Raw genomic sequence first — 16,812 nt, 5'->3', positions numbered from 1 at the left:
GCAGGTTGTATCGGGAAATTGGTGTTTAACTAACTTGCGTACTCTGAAAATTGCTGCGCTATGAAAAAGGAAAACGCAGCAATATTTGTTGTTGATAACTCTCGACATTAATCGCAACATTCGCACGCTTAGCGTTCAGCAAATTATGAATTTTCAACCAGAGGAAATAAAACAGCGTGGAGAAAAATGCACTGCCGCCTTGTGTATGCCCCATAGTAAAAGGATCGCAAACCAGCGGTTCAACGTTGTCGGTATTCAAGGTGTATCTTAGATTTTTTTGACGCAAATCACGCACGATTAAATTGTGCATTTGGCTGATATTTTGCACATTGGTGATCTAAAAATCTTTGCCTAAACCAATTAAAGTATCGATGCTGTTGGAATTAATATCCTGCGCCGGAATATATGTAATACCTGTCATGTTACCCATTTTTTAATTGATTGTTATCGTTAGATTCTATCGCATTCAATCGGTTAAAACTGAGGGCGGGATCACGATTTATGATCAGATAAACGCAAAAAACCCTTCGCATGACTGCAAAGGGCTTTTGTTCTCTCTATTCAATAATATCCGGCGGTGTCCTACTCTCACATGGGGAGACCCCACACTACCATCGGCGTTACGGCATTTCACTTCTGAGTTCGGCATGGAATCAGGTGGTGCTACCGCACTATCGCCGCCGGAATAATTCGGCTTGATTGTTTTTGCTTCTTCTTACTTTGTTTTGTTCTCTATTTTTTATTCTTTCAGCGTTTCTTTCGCTGTTATTCCTATTCGGTCACAAGCTAATCTGATTCAAACTCCTCGAGCCCTACTCGAGCTTCTTACTTCGCTCTTTCGTCTCTTGTCTTTTCTTACAACTTTCTCTCGGCTTTTGGGTAAAACCCTTGAGCGTTGTATGGTTAAGCCTCTCGGGCAATTAGTACGGGTTAGCTCAATGTATCACTACACTTACACACCCCGCCTATCTACGTCTTCGTCTTAAACAACCCTTACAGTCTTATAGACTGGGAAAACTCATCTCAAGGCAAGTTTCGTGCTTAGATGCTTTCAGCACTTATCTCTTCCGCACATAGCTACCCCGCAATGCTTCTGGCGAAACAACGGGAACACCAGCGGTGCGTCCACTCCGGTCCTCTCGTACTAGGAGCAGCCCCTTTCAATTTTCCAACGCCCACGGCAGATAGGGACCGAACTGTCTCACGACGTTCTAAACCCAGCTCGCGTACCACTTTAAATGGCGAACAGCCATACCCTTGGGACCTACTTCAGCCCCAGGATGTGATGAGCCGACATCGAGGTGCCAAACACCGCCGTCGATATGAACTCTTGGGCGGTATCAGCCTGTTATCCCCGGAGTACCTTTTATCCGTTGAGCGATGGCCCTTCCATTCAGAACCACCGGATCACTATGACCTGCTTTCGCACCTGCTCGACATGTCCGTCTCGCAGTCAAGCTTGCTTATACCATTGTACTAACCTCACGATGTCCGACCGTGATTAGCAAACCTTCGTACTCCTCCGTTACGCTTTGGGAGGAGACCGCCCCAGTCAAACTACCCACCAGACACTGTCCACGACCGCGTGCCGCAGTCTGTGTTAGAACATCAAACCTTAAAGGGTGGTATTTCAACAACGACTCCATATTAACTGGCGTTAATACTTCTCTGTCTCCCACCTATCCTACACATCAAAATTCAATGTTCAGTGTCAAGCTATAGTAAAGGTTCACGGGGTCTTTCCGTCTAGCCGCGGGTACACCGCATCTTCACGGCGATTTCAATTTCACTGAGTCTCGGGTGGAGACAGCCTGGCCATCATTACGCCATTCGTGCAGGTCGGAACTTACCCGACAAGGAATTTCGCTACCTTAGGACCGTTATAGTTACGGCCGCCGTTTACTGGGGCTTCGATCAAATGCTCTCACATCATCAATTAACCTTCCAGCACCGGGCAGGCGTCACACCCTATACGTCCACTTTCGTGTTTGCAGAGTGCTGTGTTTTTAATAAACAGTTGCAGCCAGCTGGTCACTTCGACTGACTTCACCTCTATCCGTTAAGGACTTCAATTACCGTCAGCGCACCTTCTCCCGAAGTTACGGTGCTATTTTGCCTAGTTCCTTCACCCGAGTTCTCTCAAGCGCCTGAGTATTCTCTACCTGACCACCTGTGTCGGTTTTCAGTACGGTTTATGATAAGATAAGCTTAGCGGCTTTTCCTGGAAGTGTGGTATCGGTTACTTCGACTCCGTGGAGTCTCCCCGTCACGCCTCTGATTTAGATGACCGGATTTGCCTAATCATCCATCCTACACGCTTGGACCGGGACTTCCGTCACCCGGATAACCTAACCTGCTCCGTCCCCACATCGCTCTTATCACAAGTACGGGAATATTAACCCGTTTCCCATCGACTACGCTCTTCAGCCTCGCCTTAGGGGCCGACTCACCCTGCCCCGATTAACGTTGGACAGGAACCCTTGGTCTTCCGGCGAGGGGGTTTTTCACCCCCTTTATCGTTACTTATGTCAGCATTCGCACTTGTGATACGTCCAGCAGCCCTCTCGAGCCACCTTCTTCCGCTTACACAACGCTCCCCTACCCAATCAGATGACAGACTTCAGACGTCAGGTTTCGGTGTTTTACCAAAACCTTGTAACATCTTCGCAATTTCTTCGTATTCATTACGCCATCTTTGCCAATCTTGTCCATCTGCATATTTCAAGTCATAACAGTATCTTAACCAAACTCGCATTTCATCAGCACTGCCTATTGCCATGCTAAGAAATCGATTTAAATCCGCTTTAGTACGTTGCCTTGCAAAACCTTCGGCTAAATTTGCACAAATGCTTTTGCTTGCCCGTCTAACTTGGTCTCCTAACGCATATTGCTCTATCTTAGGAAAATCCAAGCTCGCTTGATGAATTTCCAACGACACTTTATAAGCGCGTTGAAACACCTTCAAATCTTCAAACTTGATTGCCATACTGTCTCCTGACATCTGAAATCTGTCATCTGAATGCCGCAGCTTCGGTGCTATGTTTTAGCCCCGTTACATCTTCCGCGCAGGCCGACTCGACTAGTGAGCTATTACGCTTTCTTTAAATGATGGCTGCTTCTAAGCCAACATCCTAGCTGTCTAAGCCTTCCCACTTCGTTTCCCACTTAACATAGACTTTGGGACCTTAGCTGGCGGTCTGGGTTGTTTCCCTCTTCACGACGAACGTTAGCACCCGCCGTGTGTCTCCTAGATAGTACTCTTCGGTATTCGCAGTTTGCATCGGGTTGGTAAGTCGGGATGACCCCCTAGCCGAAACAGTGCTCTACCCCCGAAGGTATTCATCTAAGGCTCTACCTAAATAGATTTCGGGGAGAACCAGCTATCTCCCGGTTTGATTGGCCTTTCACCCCCAGCCACAAGTCATCCGCTACTTTTTCAACAGTAGTCGGTTCGGTCCTCCAGTTAGTGTTACCCAACCTTCAACCTGCCCATGGCTAGATCACCGGGTTTCGGGTCTATATCGTGCAACTCTTCGCCCAGTTAAGACTCGGTTTCCCTTCGGCTCCCCTATTCGGTTAACCTCGCTACACAATATAAGTCGCTGACCCATTATACAAAAGGTACGCAGTCACCCTATCCTCAAGCATACTGCTTTCGGATTGCCGTTTTACTTCGTAAAACGCCCCTTTCACACGCCGATTAATCATCAGTTTCCTGATTGATTTTGGGGTTGACCGTTTTGCTTCGCAAAACGTTAACCGCATTTCAACGTTTTCTATACCACTCTCAATACACTTGAGTGATAGGGCTCCCACTGCTTGTACGTACAGGGTTTCAGGTTCTATTTCACTCCCTTCACCAGGGTTCTTTTCGCCTTTCCCTCACGGTACTGGTTCACTATCGGTCAGTCAGGAGTATTTAGCCTTGGAGGATGGTCCCCCCATCTTCAAACAGGATTTCTCGTGTCCCGCCCTACTTGCTGTTAGCTTAGTACCGTAACTGTGCCTTCGGATACGGGATTATCACCCTCTGCGATTGAGCTTCCCAACTCATTCTCCTAACTCACTTACTATCACTAACGGCTTCTCCGTGTTCGCTCGCCGCTACTTACGGAATCTCAATTGATTTCTTTTCCTCGGGGTACTGAGATGTTTCAGTTCTCCCGGTTCGCCTTGTTAACCTATGGATTCAGTTAACAATAGTAGATTCTTCATCTACTGGGTTTCCCCATTCGGATATCGTGGAGTATTAACGCTTCTTATCAACTCCTCCACGCTTTTCGCAGATTAGCACGTCCTTCTTCGCCTCTGACTGCCTAGGCATCCACCCTGCACGCTTAGTCACTTAACCATACAACCTCAAGAATTTTCAGACCGCACTTTCATTTCAACTAACCACTTTCGTGCCCGTTTCGTTCAGTCCGCTTTCCATTCCCAAAGCCGTCTTCCATTGACTCGTGCGTAAGTTTCCCTACGCTGACCTGCTCAGTGCCTTTTCTCACCAAACAAGCCCAATTCGATTCTCGATTGCTCGATTTTCGAATACTCAGCTCTTACGTCCTCTCGAACGCTTGAGTTCTCTTCAGTTTTTAGCTTGTGTCCAAATTTTTAAAGAACAAATCGGTTTTCACCGATACGATTCAAAAATATCGTGTTATGGCGTCCCCACGGGGATTCGAACCCCGGTTACCGCCGTGAAAGGGCGATGTCCTAGGCCTCTAGACGATGGGGACCGCGACCATAACACGTTATTCTCAAATCTATCAAACAATCTGTGTGAACACCTATACAAAATCATCAGTCATATATAAGGAGGTGATCCAACCGCAGGTTCCCCTACGGTTACCTTGTTACGACTTCACCCCAGTCATGAATCATACCGTGGTAAACGCCCCCCTTCCGGTTAAGCTATCTACTTCTGGTACAACCCACTCCCATGGTGTGACGGGCGGTGTGTACAAGGCCCGGGAACGTATTCACCGCAACATTCTGATTTGCGATTACTAGCGATTCCGACTTCATGGAGTCGAGTTGCAGACTCCAATCCGGACTACGACGCACTTTAAGAGATTCGCTTAAGCTCGCACTCTCGCCTCCCTCTGTATACGCCATTGTAGCACGTGTGTAGCCCTACTCGTAAGGGCCATGATGACTTGACGTCATCCCCACCTTCCTCCGGTTTGTCACCGGCAGTCTCCTTTGAGTTCCCATCTTTACATGCTGGCAACAAAGGATAAGGGTTGCGCTCGTTGCGGGACTTAACCCAACATTTCACAACACGAGCTGACGACAGCCATGCAGCACCTGTCTCTAAGTTCCCGAAGGCACAAGCTCATCTCTGAGCTCTTCTTAGGATGTCAAGAGTAGGTAAGGTTCTTCGCGTTGCATCGAATTAAACCACATGCTCCACCGCTTGTGCGGGCCCCCGTCAATTCATTTGAGTTTTAACCTTGCGGCCGTACTCCCCAGGCGGTCGATTTAACGCGTTAGCTTCGAGAGCCACCCATACAGGCAACCCCCAAATCGACATCGTTTACAGCGTGGACTACCAGGGTATCTAATCCTGTTTGCTCCCCACGCTTTCGCACATGAGCGTCAGTCTTTGTCCAAGGGGCCGCCTTCGCCTCCGGTATTCCTCCACATCTCTACGCATTTCACCGCTACACGTGGAATTCTACCCCTCTCTACAAAACTCTAGATAAACAGTATGAAATGCTGTTCCCAAGTTAAGCTCGGGGATTTCACATCTCACTTATCTATCCGCCTGCGTGCCCTTTACGCCCAGTTATTCCGATTAACGCTCGCACCCTCCGTATTACCGCGGCTGCTGGCACGGAGTTAGCCGGTGCTTCTTCTGTGACTAACGTCAATTGCTCTGTCTATTAAACAAAACACCTTCCTCATCACCGAAAGAACTTTACAACCCGAAGGCCTTCTTCATTCACGCGGCATGGCTGCGTCAGGGTTCCCCCCATTGCGCAATATTCCCCACTGCTGCCTCCCGTAGGAGTCTGGGCCGTGTCTCAGTCCCAGTGTGACTGGTCATCCTCTCAGACCAGTTAGAGATCGACGGCTTGGTGAGCCTTTACCTCACCAACTACCTAATCTCACTTGGGCTCATCTTATGGCGGGCGGCTCGAAAGTCCCACCCTTTAGTCCTAAGACATTACGCGGTATTAGCTACAGTTTCCCGTAGTTATCCCCCTCCATAAGCCAGATTCCCAAGCATTACTCACCCGTCCGCCGCTCGTCGGCAAGAGAGCAAGCTCTCCCCCGTTACCGCTCGACTTGCATGTGTTAAGCCTGCCGCCAGCGTTCAATCTGAGCCATGATCAAACTCTTCAATTCAAGTTCAATCGCTCAACGAATCTCTGACTATAATGTTGAAACCACAAAAGTTTCAATTATGAATTTACTATCAGCACTCATTAAGACTTTAGTTTTTTAAATCTTTAAATTACCAATGCCTTGCACAAGTGCCCACACAGATTGTCTGATATATTGTTAAAGAACAGTCACAATCGTCAGCTTCAAACAGCTGCGTCGTTGTGAGGTGCGCATTATAGACATTCCATAATGCTTTGCAAGGGCTTTTTCTCACTTTTTTGCAATTTATCTTTTGATTGTTCTTTTTTTATACTAAGCATGATTATATTCAAAAAAATTCTGCGTATTTGAAAATATTACCAAGCCTAACCGCAGCCCGTTCATGGGTTGTGTAACCGTCAATATACAATGATTAATGAAATAGGATAAAGGTACCAAATAAAACCGTCAGTAAAGCCAATACCATCGGCACTGCCGTTCTTTTAATGATATCGAACGGCGATACATTAGCCACGCCAGACACAGCCACAATAACCGCAGTAATCGGCGATACGCTACGGGCAATACCAGCAACCAATTGCATTGGGAGTAACATCAACACCGAAGGCACACCGATTGAAGAAGCCACTTTAGGCGCTAATGCAGCAAACGCAAAAAATGGGGCATTCCCCGATCCCATTACCACTGCTGAAAGGGCGATAATCCCCACCATCACTGCCGTCATTGTAAATACGCCAAAGCCCGAATTTTGTGCGCCTGAAATAATAGTATCAATAGCTCCAACCGCAGTTAAGCCCTTAGCGAAAGTTTCCCCTGCGACAATCAATGTGATCACAACCGCAAATTGCTTACCCATTCCGTCAAAAAACACCTGAACATTCGCAAATACCGTTTTCATGTCCCGCTTTCTGATTAATTCAAAAAACATCGCCGTAAACAAACTGATCAACATTGCCGTTACTACATTCATTTTTATCCCAGCAAAGACTAATTTGCTAAATGTTAAAATTAAAAAGAGCGGTAATAGGGGTAAAAGAATATACACAAATGGTGGAATGTCATCCATTGTTACATTCTTCTCAGTAACCTCTTTTTGTTCGGATGCGTCCCCTACCGCTGACTGACGTTTATCAAACCATTTCTGCATAAAAATATGCGCGCCGGCAATCACTAACATCGTTATCACCGCAACCGGAATTTGATAATTGACAAAATAAGCCGCGATATCCACTCCCGCTGTTTTGGAGGCTAAGACTGCATTACCCGAAGCTGGTCCCAAATCAAGACATGCCGTTGTACCAATCACCGCCGTAGCACCTTCCCTACTCACTCCTAAACTGACTAAGATTGGAAATAATGTAATCATTAACAATAATCCCAATCCTGAAGCACTTGGAATAAAAATATTGAGTAATTGCCCAATGATATAAGCAAATCCTAACATCACATAAGGGGCTTTAATTTTTTTTAAGGGTTTTATCGCTGCATTAACTAGGGTTTTACTCGCTCCGATATGATCCATATACCGCGCAAAGCCACCAACCGCCATAATCATCAAGCCCAAATCGGCCGCCCTGGAACTAAAAACCGTTTTGATGAATTCAAAGATATCAAAACCGACCCAACCGGTTGATTTATCTGCGGGTAAAATTTCTCCCAAACCGAATAAAATCGCAAAGCACATGAGAATTATCCCACCGCACATTAAGACAACTTGTGCTTTGTATTTTTTGACAATGAGATAACCAACCCCGACCGTCACAATAAGTGCAAGGATTAAACCAAACATAATTTACGCCTCCTGCTTATTTGATAAACAAAACTTAACCGTTTCATATAACAGTGTCGTACGAGGAATAATTGAGTCCAGCTCTAAGTACTCTTCCGAACTGTGATGCTTACCGCCAACCATTCCCATTCCATCAATAGTCGGCACACCTAAAGCCGCAAAGAAATTCCCATCAGAAGCGCCTCCGGTAGAAACCCACCCAGCCTCAATACCCAGTTTTTGTTTAATTTTGTCAACCTCACGGCAAAATACCAAACTTTCGTCGGTTTTAGCCCAGGGTGGGCGTGTTATCCCACCTTTGATATTAATCCGCACGCCATCTTCGGTGATTACATTGTGTAATGTTTGAATGAAGCCGTCTAATCTTTCAGCTTCTTCCGAAAGCGTAAAACGACAATCTACTTGGATTTTGACATACGCCGGAATAGTATTCGGTGTTGTCCCACCTTCAATAGTCCCTATATTTAATGCAGTTCCTTTTTCAGGTGCCACTTGCTCAAGTAAGATCTGACAAATTTTAATGCAAGCATTGATTGCATTAGCGCCAGCCTCCGGATTTACCGCCGCATGCGCTTCTTTCCCAAAAAACTCGATAATGTATCTAGCAACACCACGGCGTTCATTAACCAGGCTTCCGTTTGCCCTAGCCGCTTCTAATACAATGGCATAACGGGATTTAGCGGCAAATTTTTCTAATAATGGTCTGGAATAAATAGAGCTGATTTCTTCATCCGGATTAAAAATGACACAGATATTGCTATCACCGATTTCATTCTTTTCAGATAGCGTTTTACAAACATAATAGGATTGAATTAGCCCTTGTTTCATATCACAAACACCCGGACCATATGCCCTTTTTCCATCTTGACTGAATGGCCAGGTTGCTAACGTCCCCCGTTTGAACACGGTATCCATATGTCCTGATAGCAATACATCAAAATGATCGGCTTTGCGATTCATACAAATTAGTGCCGAACCTACTGCGGGATCTAAGGGGTGCTCTTCTACTAACCAATTTAACGCTTGGAATTTTTCACGTAGAAATTTAACAATGTCTGCTTTTCCTTGTGGATCATAACTATAAGACTCAATATTAACGATATCTTTTAAATCTTCGATAAAAATATTTCGTTCGACAATAGACATAGCAATCTCCTCATGATGTACGTTATACAACTAAGTTTACATAAAACACCTTGCCGTACAAAAAATAGACAAACATGACGATAAAGAACATAACCTTATGTGTCAAGATGAAAGAGATATTTAATATTTTTAATATATTAATTTGTGATAAAGATCTTTGATTTGCATATTGCATTAATCTATCAATCCGCATAACCCTATAGGTTATGCGGATTGCATGCATATTTGAACATTTTCTTCCGAAATAAAATAGGAATAAACTAGCCTTTCTCCGCTCTCATCCCCTCTTTACGCAAACATAAATTAAGTTTCTCCAATGCCTGCTTTTTTTGCTCTGCCGTCAATAACGAAACCGGTATATTTTTCAGTGCCGCCACTAAGCTCCAATAGAATCCCTGCGTAATAGGAAGTCCTATTTTCTTCATACGGATGTAAGCCATTTCAGCGCCGACCTCACGCAATTGACGTACACTAGTAATGTTGACTTTGCGTAATAATCGTTCATGTTTAAGCTCTAAATTAAATAAGTCTTTCGGACGTTTTTTTTGAGATAATTGAGATTCAAGTTTCGACTGCTGAACTTGTTCAATCGAATGACACAAAATTGATTTATACAATTTATCATTTTGTGTAATTTCAACGGGCAAACAATAATAAAACGACAGTGATAACGCATTATTTCCCTTACGATTTGAGCAAGTCATGGCACCTTCCCGCTCTAAAAATGCAGCTAAACGTCCCTCCGCACGCAAATAAAAAACACCACTTTGCGCAATGCCAAACATATGATTATCCTTATAAAAACCATAACCCGAGAATAAACTCTCTACAGTAATGTTCCCAATTAAACGATTTAGCTTCTCTTTTGTTAAAGACACATATGATTTTGTATTACTCATAAATAAAGTCACTCCATAATCTAATCAAGGTTAATCATCATGAGACACATTAATTTACATTTTAAAATAATGCATGAAGAAAAATGGTTTTTTGTGATCTGTATTCCTAAATTATTTTTAAAACTGGGATCTGCCGTTCAAAAAACAATCGACTCGATTATTTTTTAATCTGCAATTCGCTTCTCTATTCATTGTTTTTTCTTCAAAACTCAAGTAGCATCACTACATGAACTCATAACCTATTCTGGAATAAAGACACATGGCACTAAAAGAGATTTTAACCTTCGTTTCCGACGAACAAAAAGTAGCGGCAGAAGCATTTCTGATCAATTTTAATGCGGAGCGAAGAGAGATGATGACAACCCGTTACAATGCATTAAACCGCTATGCCCGAACAAATCAAATTGTCTTCTTAGGGGATTCAATTACCGAAGAATTTCCAATTAACGAAATGCTGCCGGAGATGACTATTTACAACCGTGGCATTAGTGGTAATGATACTTATGATGTTCTCAAACGCTTACCGGAACATATCTATCCACTACAACCGAAAAAACTTTTTCTGTTAATTGGCGTCAATGATCTAGCAAAATATCCGAATGATCCCCCGCAACAGGTCAGCGAGCGAGTCTCGCAAATTCTTACGTTACTCAAACAGCACTTGCCGCAATGCCAATGCTACTTACTTTCGGTGTTGCCGGTAAACAAATCCCATTCAGCTAAAATTGATCAAGTGATGTTAAGCTTAAGTGATAACCAACGGATTAAAGCGTTAAACAGCCACTTACAAAAAGTAGCGCAAACACACCAAGTGCGGTATCTGGATCTGCACCATCGGTTTTTAAATACTAACGATGAGTTGGAATTGGATTACACCCGCGAAGGATTGCACTTAACCTTAACAGGCTATCAAATCTACTTACAAGCGCTGTTGCCTTATTTGCAAAATTAACCAGTGGAATCGACGAAATGACGACAGAAAAAGAAAAAATGTTGGCAGGGCTGATTTATGACGCCAATAACGATGCCAATCTGATTGCGGAACGGAAAATTTGCAAAGAGCGCTGTTACGATTATAACCAACTACGCCCATCTGCCACTGAAGAGCAACAAACACTGATTCGAACGCTGTTTGGAAAAACCAAAACCCAATTTAGCATCACCGCACCATTTTGGTGTGACTATGGCTATAACATTGAAATCGGTGAAAACTTCTATGCCAACCATAACTTAGTTATTCTGGACGGAGCAAAAGTTACCTTTGGCGATAATGTATTTATCGCACCAGATTGTGGCTTCTATACTGCCGGACACCCGCTTGATGTAGAACGCCGTAATCAAGGACTAGAGTATGCTTATCCGATCACCATCGGTAACAATGTTTGGTTTGGCGGCGGCGTAAAAGTTATGCCCGGCGTCACAATTGGCAATAATGTCGTCATCGCCGCAGGCAGCGTTGTCACCCGCAATATTCCGGATAATGTGCTTGCCGCAGGAGTGCCTTGTCGGGTAATTCGAGAAATTAATGGGAAGGATAAAGCATGAGGTTAATATATTGTTACTATTGGTAATTTTTGTATGGTCATTAATATAGGAAGAACATAGGCATAGTAGACCAAATTGTTGGTAATCATAAAACCAGCTCATTGTTACCAACTCTTTTTATTTAAAAAATCATTTATAAACATTATCTTATGGCTTTTTGTTAATCCATGATGAGCGGATAATTTTCGCTTAAGTTCACTAAATAACCCTTCTAATCTATTTGTTGTATTTTCTATATTTAATTCAGGATACTTCTCAAAGGTAAATAAAAATCTTTATGTCTAATTAAACTTGCATAAGCAGTCCGTACACCACGATGTTTATAAGGGTATTTTCCTTTTTTATCAGGATTATCTGAGCGCTCATTTAAGAATAGTTTATATTTAAAATACTAATATAATGCTTGAGATAAGCGTATTTTTACGGCTTGTTTTGAGGGTTTTAATCACTATTTTTAACGCTTTTCCCGCCGATGATTTTGGCTTGCGCGTTAATTTCCTTATCACTATTGCTACTTGATGAAATTGACACATTTGAATCGGTGCGTTTAAACTATCTTTCAATAATCCACGCTTGCCATCACAAGTAATCGCTTGAATATAAAACCCTTTCTCTCTAAGTTCATTAATGGCTAATCGGTAGTACAACACTTTTTCTGTCGTCACAATTCGATGGTAAACCACCTTTCCGGTTATGCTGTCCATTAAAACAAGTACACCAAAATCATGACCGAAAAATGTGGTATCCATGAGAATATTCAAATGTTTATTAATGGGTAAATTTAGCTGTGTTTTAGGTGCTTTTAATATATGTCTCTGAATAGTTCTTAGAGAACAATGATATTTATCGGCAAGTTGTTTATAAGTCTGTTTTCCAAGCGTGTAATCAAGCTAAATTTTATTTGTTCTGATTTTTTCGGACTGTCCTAGATAACTAAAATTTTCCAGGATAGTGCTTATTAGAAAAAATCGATTAAGTTAGTATAAACAGAGCCGTTTAATTGAGTTATTTGTTGCAGGCGCAATAGTGCGTCTTGCAGCTCAATTAGTCGGCATAAATAAAAACATAGCCGTATAATGGGTTAAAATGGAAAAATGGAAATAGGGCAATTATCTAGGGCAGTCACAAAGTTAATATTAGGTTGGTTCTAAATCATCTGTGTAATGGCTAACCTCGATGACAGCAAATACGAGAACATCAACAATTTCTAAACCACCTGTGTGATGGCTAACGCGTTAAAAACATTCTTTTCTGCCCTATGAAATTTCTAAACCATCTGTGCGATGGCTAACTCCTCTCGCTCTTTGGTATCAAATTCAAAATATTTCTAAACCATCTGTGCGATGGCTAACTACATATCTAAATACACCCCACATACATATCTTTTCTAAACCATCTGTGCGATGGCTAACTAGTGTGGGGAATTAATCGAGTCCCACCCGACTTTCTAAACCATCTGTGCGATGGCTAACACTTTTTAGTGATAGTACTATCATCTTCTTTTTTTCTAAACCATCTGTGCGATGGCTAACCGATTTTAAAACGGCTTTTATCTGCACCCCAAAAGTTGGACTGCAAAACCAACTGACTAAGGTGCAGATTTTTATGACTAAATATACCCAAACATTTAAACAACACACAGTTGATTATTACTTTCAACATGCGGGCTCAGATGGCTTGCGAGTCAAACATACTGCCCGAAAATTTACCGTCGAAGAAAAGCTTCAAGCCGTCAAATTAGCCCGACAAGGGCTGTTCTCCCTTGAACACATCGCCTTAACCTTGGGTATCTCAGGAGGCACTGTTATTTCTAAATGGTTGCAACGTTTCAAACAATTTGGCATAAATGGACTGATTGATAAGCCCAAAGGACGACCAGCCGTGAATAAACCGAATAAATCGAAAAAACACGTTAAGCCATTAACGCCGTTAAAACAATTAGAACAAGAAAATCTGCGTTTGCGTGCGGAGAATGCCATCTTAAAAAAGTCGATGGAGTTATCCCTGAAAGACGAAGCCGAAAGGCAGAAATTGTTAAAGCCTTAAGCGGTGATTTTCCGCTTAATTTATTATTAGATATCATTAAGTTAGCCCGAAGCACTTATTTTTACCATCAACAACCGAAGACAGATAAAGAGGCCGATTTAAAAGCGGAAATCCGTCAAATTAAACGAGAGAATCCGCAGTATGGCTATCGCCGAGTGACATTGGCACTCGGTACGGTCAATCACAAAAAGGTGCAACGTTTGATTCAGATGATGGGCTTACAGGTGAAAGGGAGGAAAAAACGGAAATATTGTTCTTACAGAGGCGAAGTGGGTCGAATTGCTGATAATCTGTTAGTACGTCATTTTACGGCGGAAAATGCTTACGAGAAATTAGTGACTGATGTGACGGAATTCAAAGCAAAAGACGGCAATAAAGTGTATTTATCGCCAATGTTAGATTTATTTAACAATGAGGTGATTGCTTATCAACTTGGTCGTCGTCCAAACAGGGCGCCGGTTGAGCAGATGTTGCGACAAGCCGTGAATAAGCTCCCGAAGGAGGCAACGCCGATATTACATTCAGACCAAGGCCGGCAGTATCAAATGCCGTCTTATCGCAATATATTGGCAGATAATCAGATTCAAATCAGTATGTCGAGAAAGGGAAATTGTTTGGATAATGGCGCAATGGAAAGTTTTTTCGGCAGGCTGAAGACAGAATGTTTTTATGTTCGGCAATTTGATACGGCAGATGACATTGAGCAGGCGGTTCATCAATATATTGAGTATTACAATACTGAACGAATTCAAGTAAGATTAAAAGGATTAAGCCCGATACAATATCGAACTCAATCCGTTCATTAAGCAGTCCAACTTTTTGGGTCAGATCAAATTTTAGATTAATAAAATTGATTTAAATAGCACTACTGAGAAGAGGGCAACAGCGAAATTCACCATCTCATTTCAATACACACTTTCATAGGCAAGAATCTTCGTCCTATTATAAAATTTCATTATAATTCAGCGTTTCAATTCACACTTTCGTGAAGGAGCGACACACTTTTCCGTAGACGCGAAAATGTTTTCTCTGTGTTTCAACTCGTACTTCAATAAAGGCTCGACAAATTCAAGGATGGCGCGGAGTGTATAATAAAGCGTTTCAACTCACAGCGGCGTATGAGCCGCTGGCACCTCCGCCCGTTGATAATGGGTCGAATACAGGGTTTCAACTCACAGCGACGTATGAGCCGCTGGACAATCTGTGATTGACAGTCGTCAAAATGTGCTGTTTCAACTCACAGCGGCGTATGAGCCGCTGGGTCATTGCCGTTTTCATCTGCACGCTGATTGGCTGTTTCAACTCACAGCGGCGTATGAGCCGCTGGAAGTCCACCCCAATTTTAAGCCGTCAGTAGTATAGTTTCAACTCACAGCGGCGTATGAGCCGCTGGTTGCCGTCCTGGTAGCTGACTTTGCCCAAGACCGGTTTCAACTCACAGCGGCGTATGAGCCGCTGGCGGATCTGTAACATTGTTGGTAGTCCGCTGCGGAGGTTTCAACTCACAGCGGCGTATGAGCCGCTGGAAGCATGATTAAAATCATCAAAAATAATATTGATGTTTCAACTCACAGCGGCGTATGAGCCGCTGGATGTTGAACAAAGCCGTTTATACGGGTAAGGTTGAGTTTCAACTCACAGCGGCGTATGAGCCGCTGGTTAAAATCGGTAGGAATACGGTGATAACGCGTGAGTTTCAACTCACAGCGGCGTATGAGCCGCTGGATATACCTTTTACAGCAACGGCGGCGCAGACATTGTTTCAACTCACAGCGGCGTATGAGCCGCTGGGTATCATGTTTGATACCAAAGTTCGGGTGTTACAGTTTCAACTCACAGCGGCGTATGAGCCGCTGGTTTATGCCTAGCAAACACATAGATGATCTAACGTGGTTTCAACTCACAGCGGCGTATGAGCCGCTGGAAGACACCAATATAGCCATCATCTGATTTATATGGTTTCAACTCACAGCGGCGTATGAGCCGCTGGAAAGAGTGTTCGTTGTGGCAAGTGCTAGAGCGAGTTTCAACTCACAGCGGCGTATGAGCCGCTGGTGGGCTTTCCAGACGCGATCGAGTATGACGATTTGTTTCAACTCACAGCGGCGTATGAGCCGCTGGCTTTGCAGCTTATGCCTATCCACTGCCGATAACCGTTTCAACTCACAGCGGCGTATGAGCCGCTGGTCTATGCGCCGAGCGTGCCGAACCTGTCCGGCGTGTTTCAACTCACAGCGGCGTATGAGCCGCTGGATGTGTTGAAATCAATAACGCAGGATTAAAAATGTTTCAACTCACAGCGGCGTATGAGCCGCTGGAATTGATTTGAGAGCTAAGATTATTGATCGCTTAGTTTCAACTCACAGCGGCGTATGAGCCGCTGGGGCTTTGGTCAATAATAACGGGTGGCACAGCGGCCGTTTCAACTCACAGCGGCGTATGAGCCGCTGGGCAATGGCAGCAACAGATTACAGTTCGATTACCGGTTTCAACTCACAGCGGCGTATGAGCCGCTGGATAACAAGGGTAATTTGAGGCTTGAGCCAGGGCGTTTCAACTCACAGCGGCGTATGAGCCGCTGGTTGTTAAGTTTTGGAAACAAAACAAAGCGGTGCTTGTTTCAACTCACAGCGGCGTATGAGCCGCTGGATTTTTCATGTTGTTCTCCTAAAAATAAAAAAGGGTTTCAACTCACAGCGGCGTATGAGCCGCTGGAGAAATTGACCGCTATTATGCAACCTTGTTGCATGTTTCAACTCACAGCGGCGTATGAGCCGCTGGGGAGCAGTTAGGCAAGTTAATTGTTGTGAAAGATGTTTCAACTCACAGCGGCGTATGAGCCGCTGGGCACAGTTGAGCGCACAACAATTTCACCCCTGCGGTTTCAACTCACAGCGGCGTATGAGCCGCTGGGCACTCAACACCGCCTCGCTCGCCGCCTCATGCTGTTTCAACTCACAGCGGCGTATGAGCCGCTGGGAAGCTGTGTTGGCGTTTAAGACCAGCGACAATGTGTTTCAACTCACAGCGGCGTATGAGCCGCTGGTGGTTCAGGTAATA

The 16,812-nt window shown here is 43.8% G+C and carries 7 protein-coding genes, 1 tRNA gene, 3 rRNA genes, 2 pseudogenes and 2 CRISPR repeat arrays (1 of these 15 only partly in view); of the genes and pseudogenes, 4 read left to right on the top strand and 9 right to left on the bottom strand.

The genetic code is table 11. From position 1 onward, the window contains the following. Positions 1 to 58: 58 nt before the first annotated feature. The 8 genes from ACWA50_RS05700 to ACWA50_RS05665 all read right to left on the bottom strand — a co-directional run bounded on the left by ACWA50_RS05700 (position 59) and on the right by ACWA50_RS05665 (position 10,161). On the bottom strand, positions 59 to 328 hold the full coding sequence (locus tag ACWA50_RS05700; RefSeq protein WP_431050617.1) for a hypothetical protein: 270 nt from the start codon (positions 326 to 328) through the stop codon (positions 59 to 61). A 241-nt stretch (positions 329 to 569) separates the two neighbouring features. Beyond that, positions 570 to 685 (bottom strand): 5S ribosomal RNA (rrf, locus tag ACWA50_RS05695). A 214-nt stretch (positions 686 to 899) separates the two neighbouring features. Next, a 23S ribosomal RNA gene (locus ACWA50_RS05690) occupies positions 900 to 4,351 on the bottom strand. Between the two features lie 306 nt (positions 4,352 to 4,657). Then, a tRNA-Glu gene (locus ACWA50_RS05685) sits at positions 4,658 to 4,733 on the bottom strand. A gap of 75 nt (positions 4,734 to 4,808) precedes the next feature. Further along, positions 4,809 to 6,348 (bottom strand): 16S ribosomal RNA (locus tag ACWA50_RS05680). Together the 16S, 23S and 5S rRNA genes with 1 tRNA gene alongside form the textbook arrangement of a ribosomal RNA operon. Positions 6,349 to 6,739: 391 nt before the next feature. Beyond that, complete coding sequence (gene dcuC, locus ACWA50_RS05675; RefSeq protein ID WP_431050615.1) at positions 6,740 to 8,116, bottom strand: C4-dicarboxylate transporter DcuC; 1,377 nt, start codon at positions 8,114 to 8,116, stop codon at positions 6,740 to 6,742. A 3-nt stretch (positions 8,117 to 8,119) separates the two neighbouring features. Continuing rightward, positions 8,120 to 9,262 carry a M20 family metallopeptidase gene (locus ACWA50_RS05670; protein WP_431050613.1) on the bottom strand — a complete coding sequence of 381 codons (1,143 nt, stop codon included), beginning with the start codon at positions 9,260 to 9,262 and terminating at the stop codon, positions 8,120 to 8,122. Between the two features lie 260 nt (positions 9,263 to 9,522). Then, complete coding sequence (locus ACWA50_RS05665) at positions 9,523 to 10,161, bottom strand: TfoX/Sxy family DNA transformation protein (RefSeq protein WP_431050611.1); 639 nt, start codon at positions 10,159 to 10,161, stop codon at positions 9,523 to 9,525. Between the two features lie 259 nt (positions 10,162 to 10,420). Between ACWA50_RS05665 and ACWA50_RS05660 the strand changes: the two genes are divergently transcribed. Together ACWA50_RS05660 and ACWA50_RS05655 are read left to right on the top strand one after the other, a co-directional pair. Then, the gene (locus tag ACWA50_RS05660) at positions 10,421 to 11,113 is read left to right on the top strand and encodes a GDSL-type esterase/lipase family protein (RefSeq protein ID WP_431050609.1); all 693 of its coding nucleotides are present in this window, start codon (positions 10,421 to 10,423) and stop codon (positions 11,111 to 11,113) included. A gap of 17 nt (positions 11,114 to 11,130) precedes the next feature. Next, positions 11,131 to 11,706 (top strand): sugar O-acetyltransferase, encoded by a 576-nt coding sequence (locus tag ACWA50_RS05655; RefSeq protein ID WP_431050607.1) that lies wholly within the window; start codon positions 11,131 to 11,133, stop codon positions 11,704 to 11,706. Positions 11,707 to 12,089: 383 nt separating this feature from the next. On the opposite strand, the pseudogene ACWA50_RS05650 reads toward ACWA50_RS05655, so the two are convergent. After that, positions 12,090 to 12,533 (bottom strand): annotated as a pseudogene (locus ACWA50_RS05650) (IS256 family transposase, variant Zn-binding type); the annotation flags it as partial. Between the two features lie 130 nt (positions 12,534 to 12,663). Here ACWA50_RS05650 and ACWA50_RS05645 point away from each other — a divergent pair. After that, positions 12,664 to 12,777 (top strand): annotated as a pseudogene (locus ACWA50_RS05645) (IS1595 family transposase); the annotation flags it as partial. Positions 12,778 to 12,850: 73 nt separating this feature from the next. After that, positions 12,851 to 13,238: a CRISPR direct-repeat array (repeat unit 28 nt; unit sequence TTTCTAAACCATCTGTGCGATGGCTAAC). Between the two features lie 73 nt (positions 13,239 to 13,311). Next, positions 13,312 to 14,558, top strand: a protein-coding gene (locus tag ACWA50_RS05640) for an IS3 family transposase (RefSeq protein ID WP_431050605.1) whose coding sequence is annotated in 2 segments (ribosomal slippage) — positions 13,312 to 13,708 and positions 13,708 to 14,558 — 1,248 coding nt in all. Because the reading frame shifts where the segments join, the coding sequence is not laid out codon by codon here. A 292-nt stretch (positions 14,559 to 14,850) separates the two neighbouring features. Next, positions 14,851 to 16,812: a CRISPR direct-repeat array (repeat unit 32 nt; unit sequence GTTTCAACTCACAGCGGCGTATGAGCCGCTGG) (it continues 2,035 nt past the right edge of the window).

The sequence above is a fragment of the Testudinibacter sp. P17/SS/0325 genome, from assembly GCF_053570765.1.
This window is presented reverse-complemented; position numbering and strand designations above follow the sequence as displayed.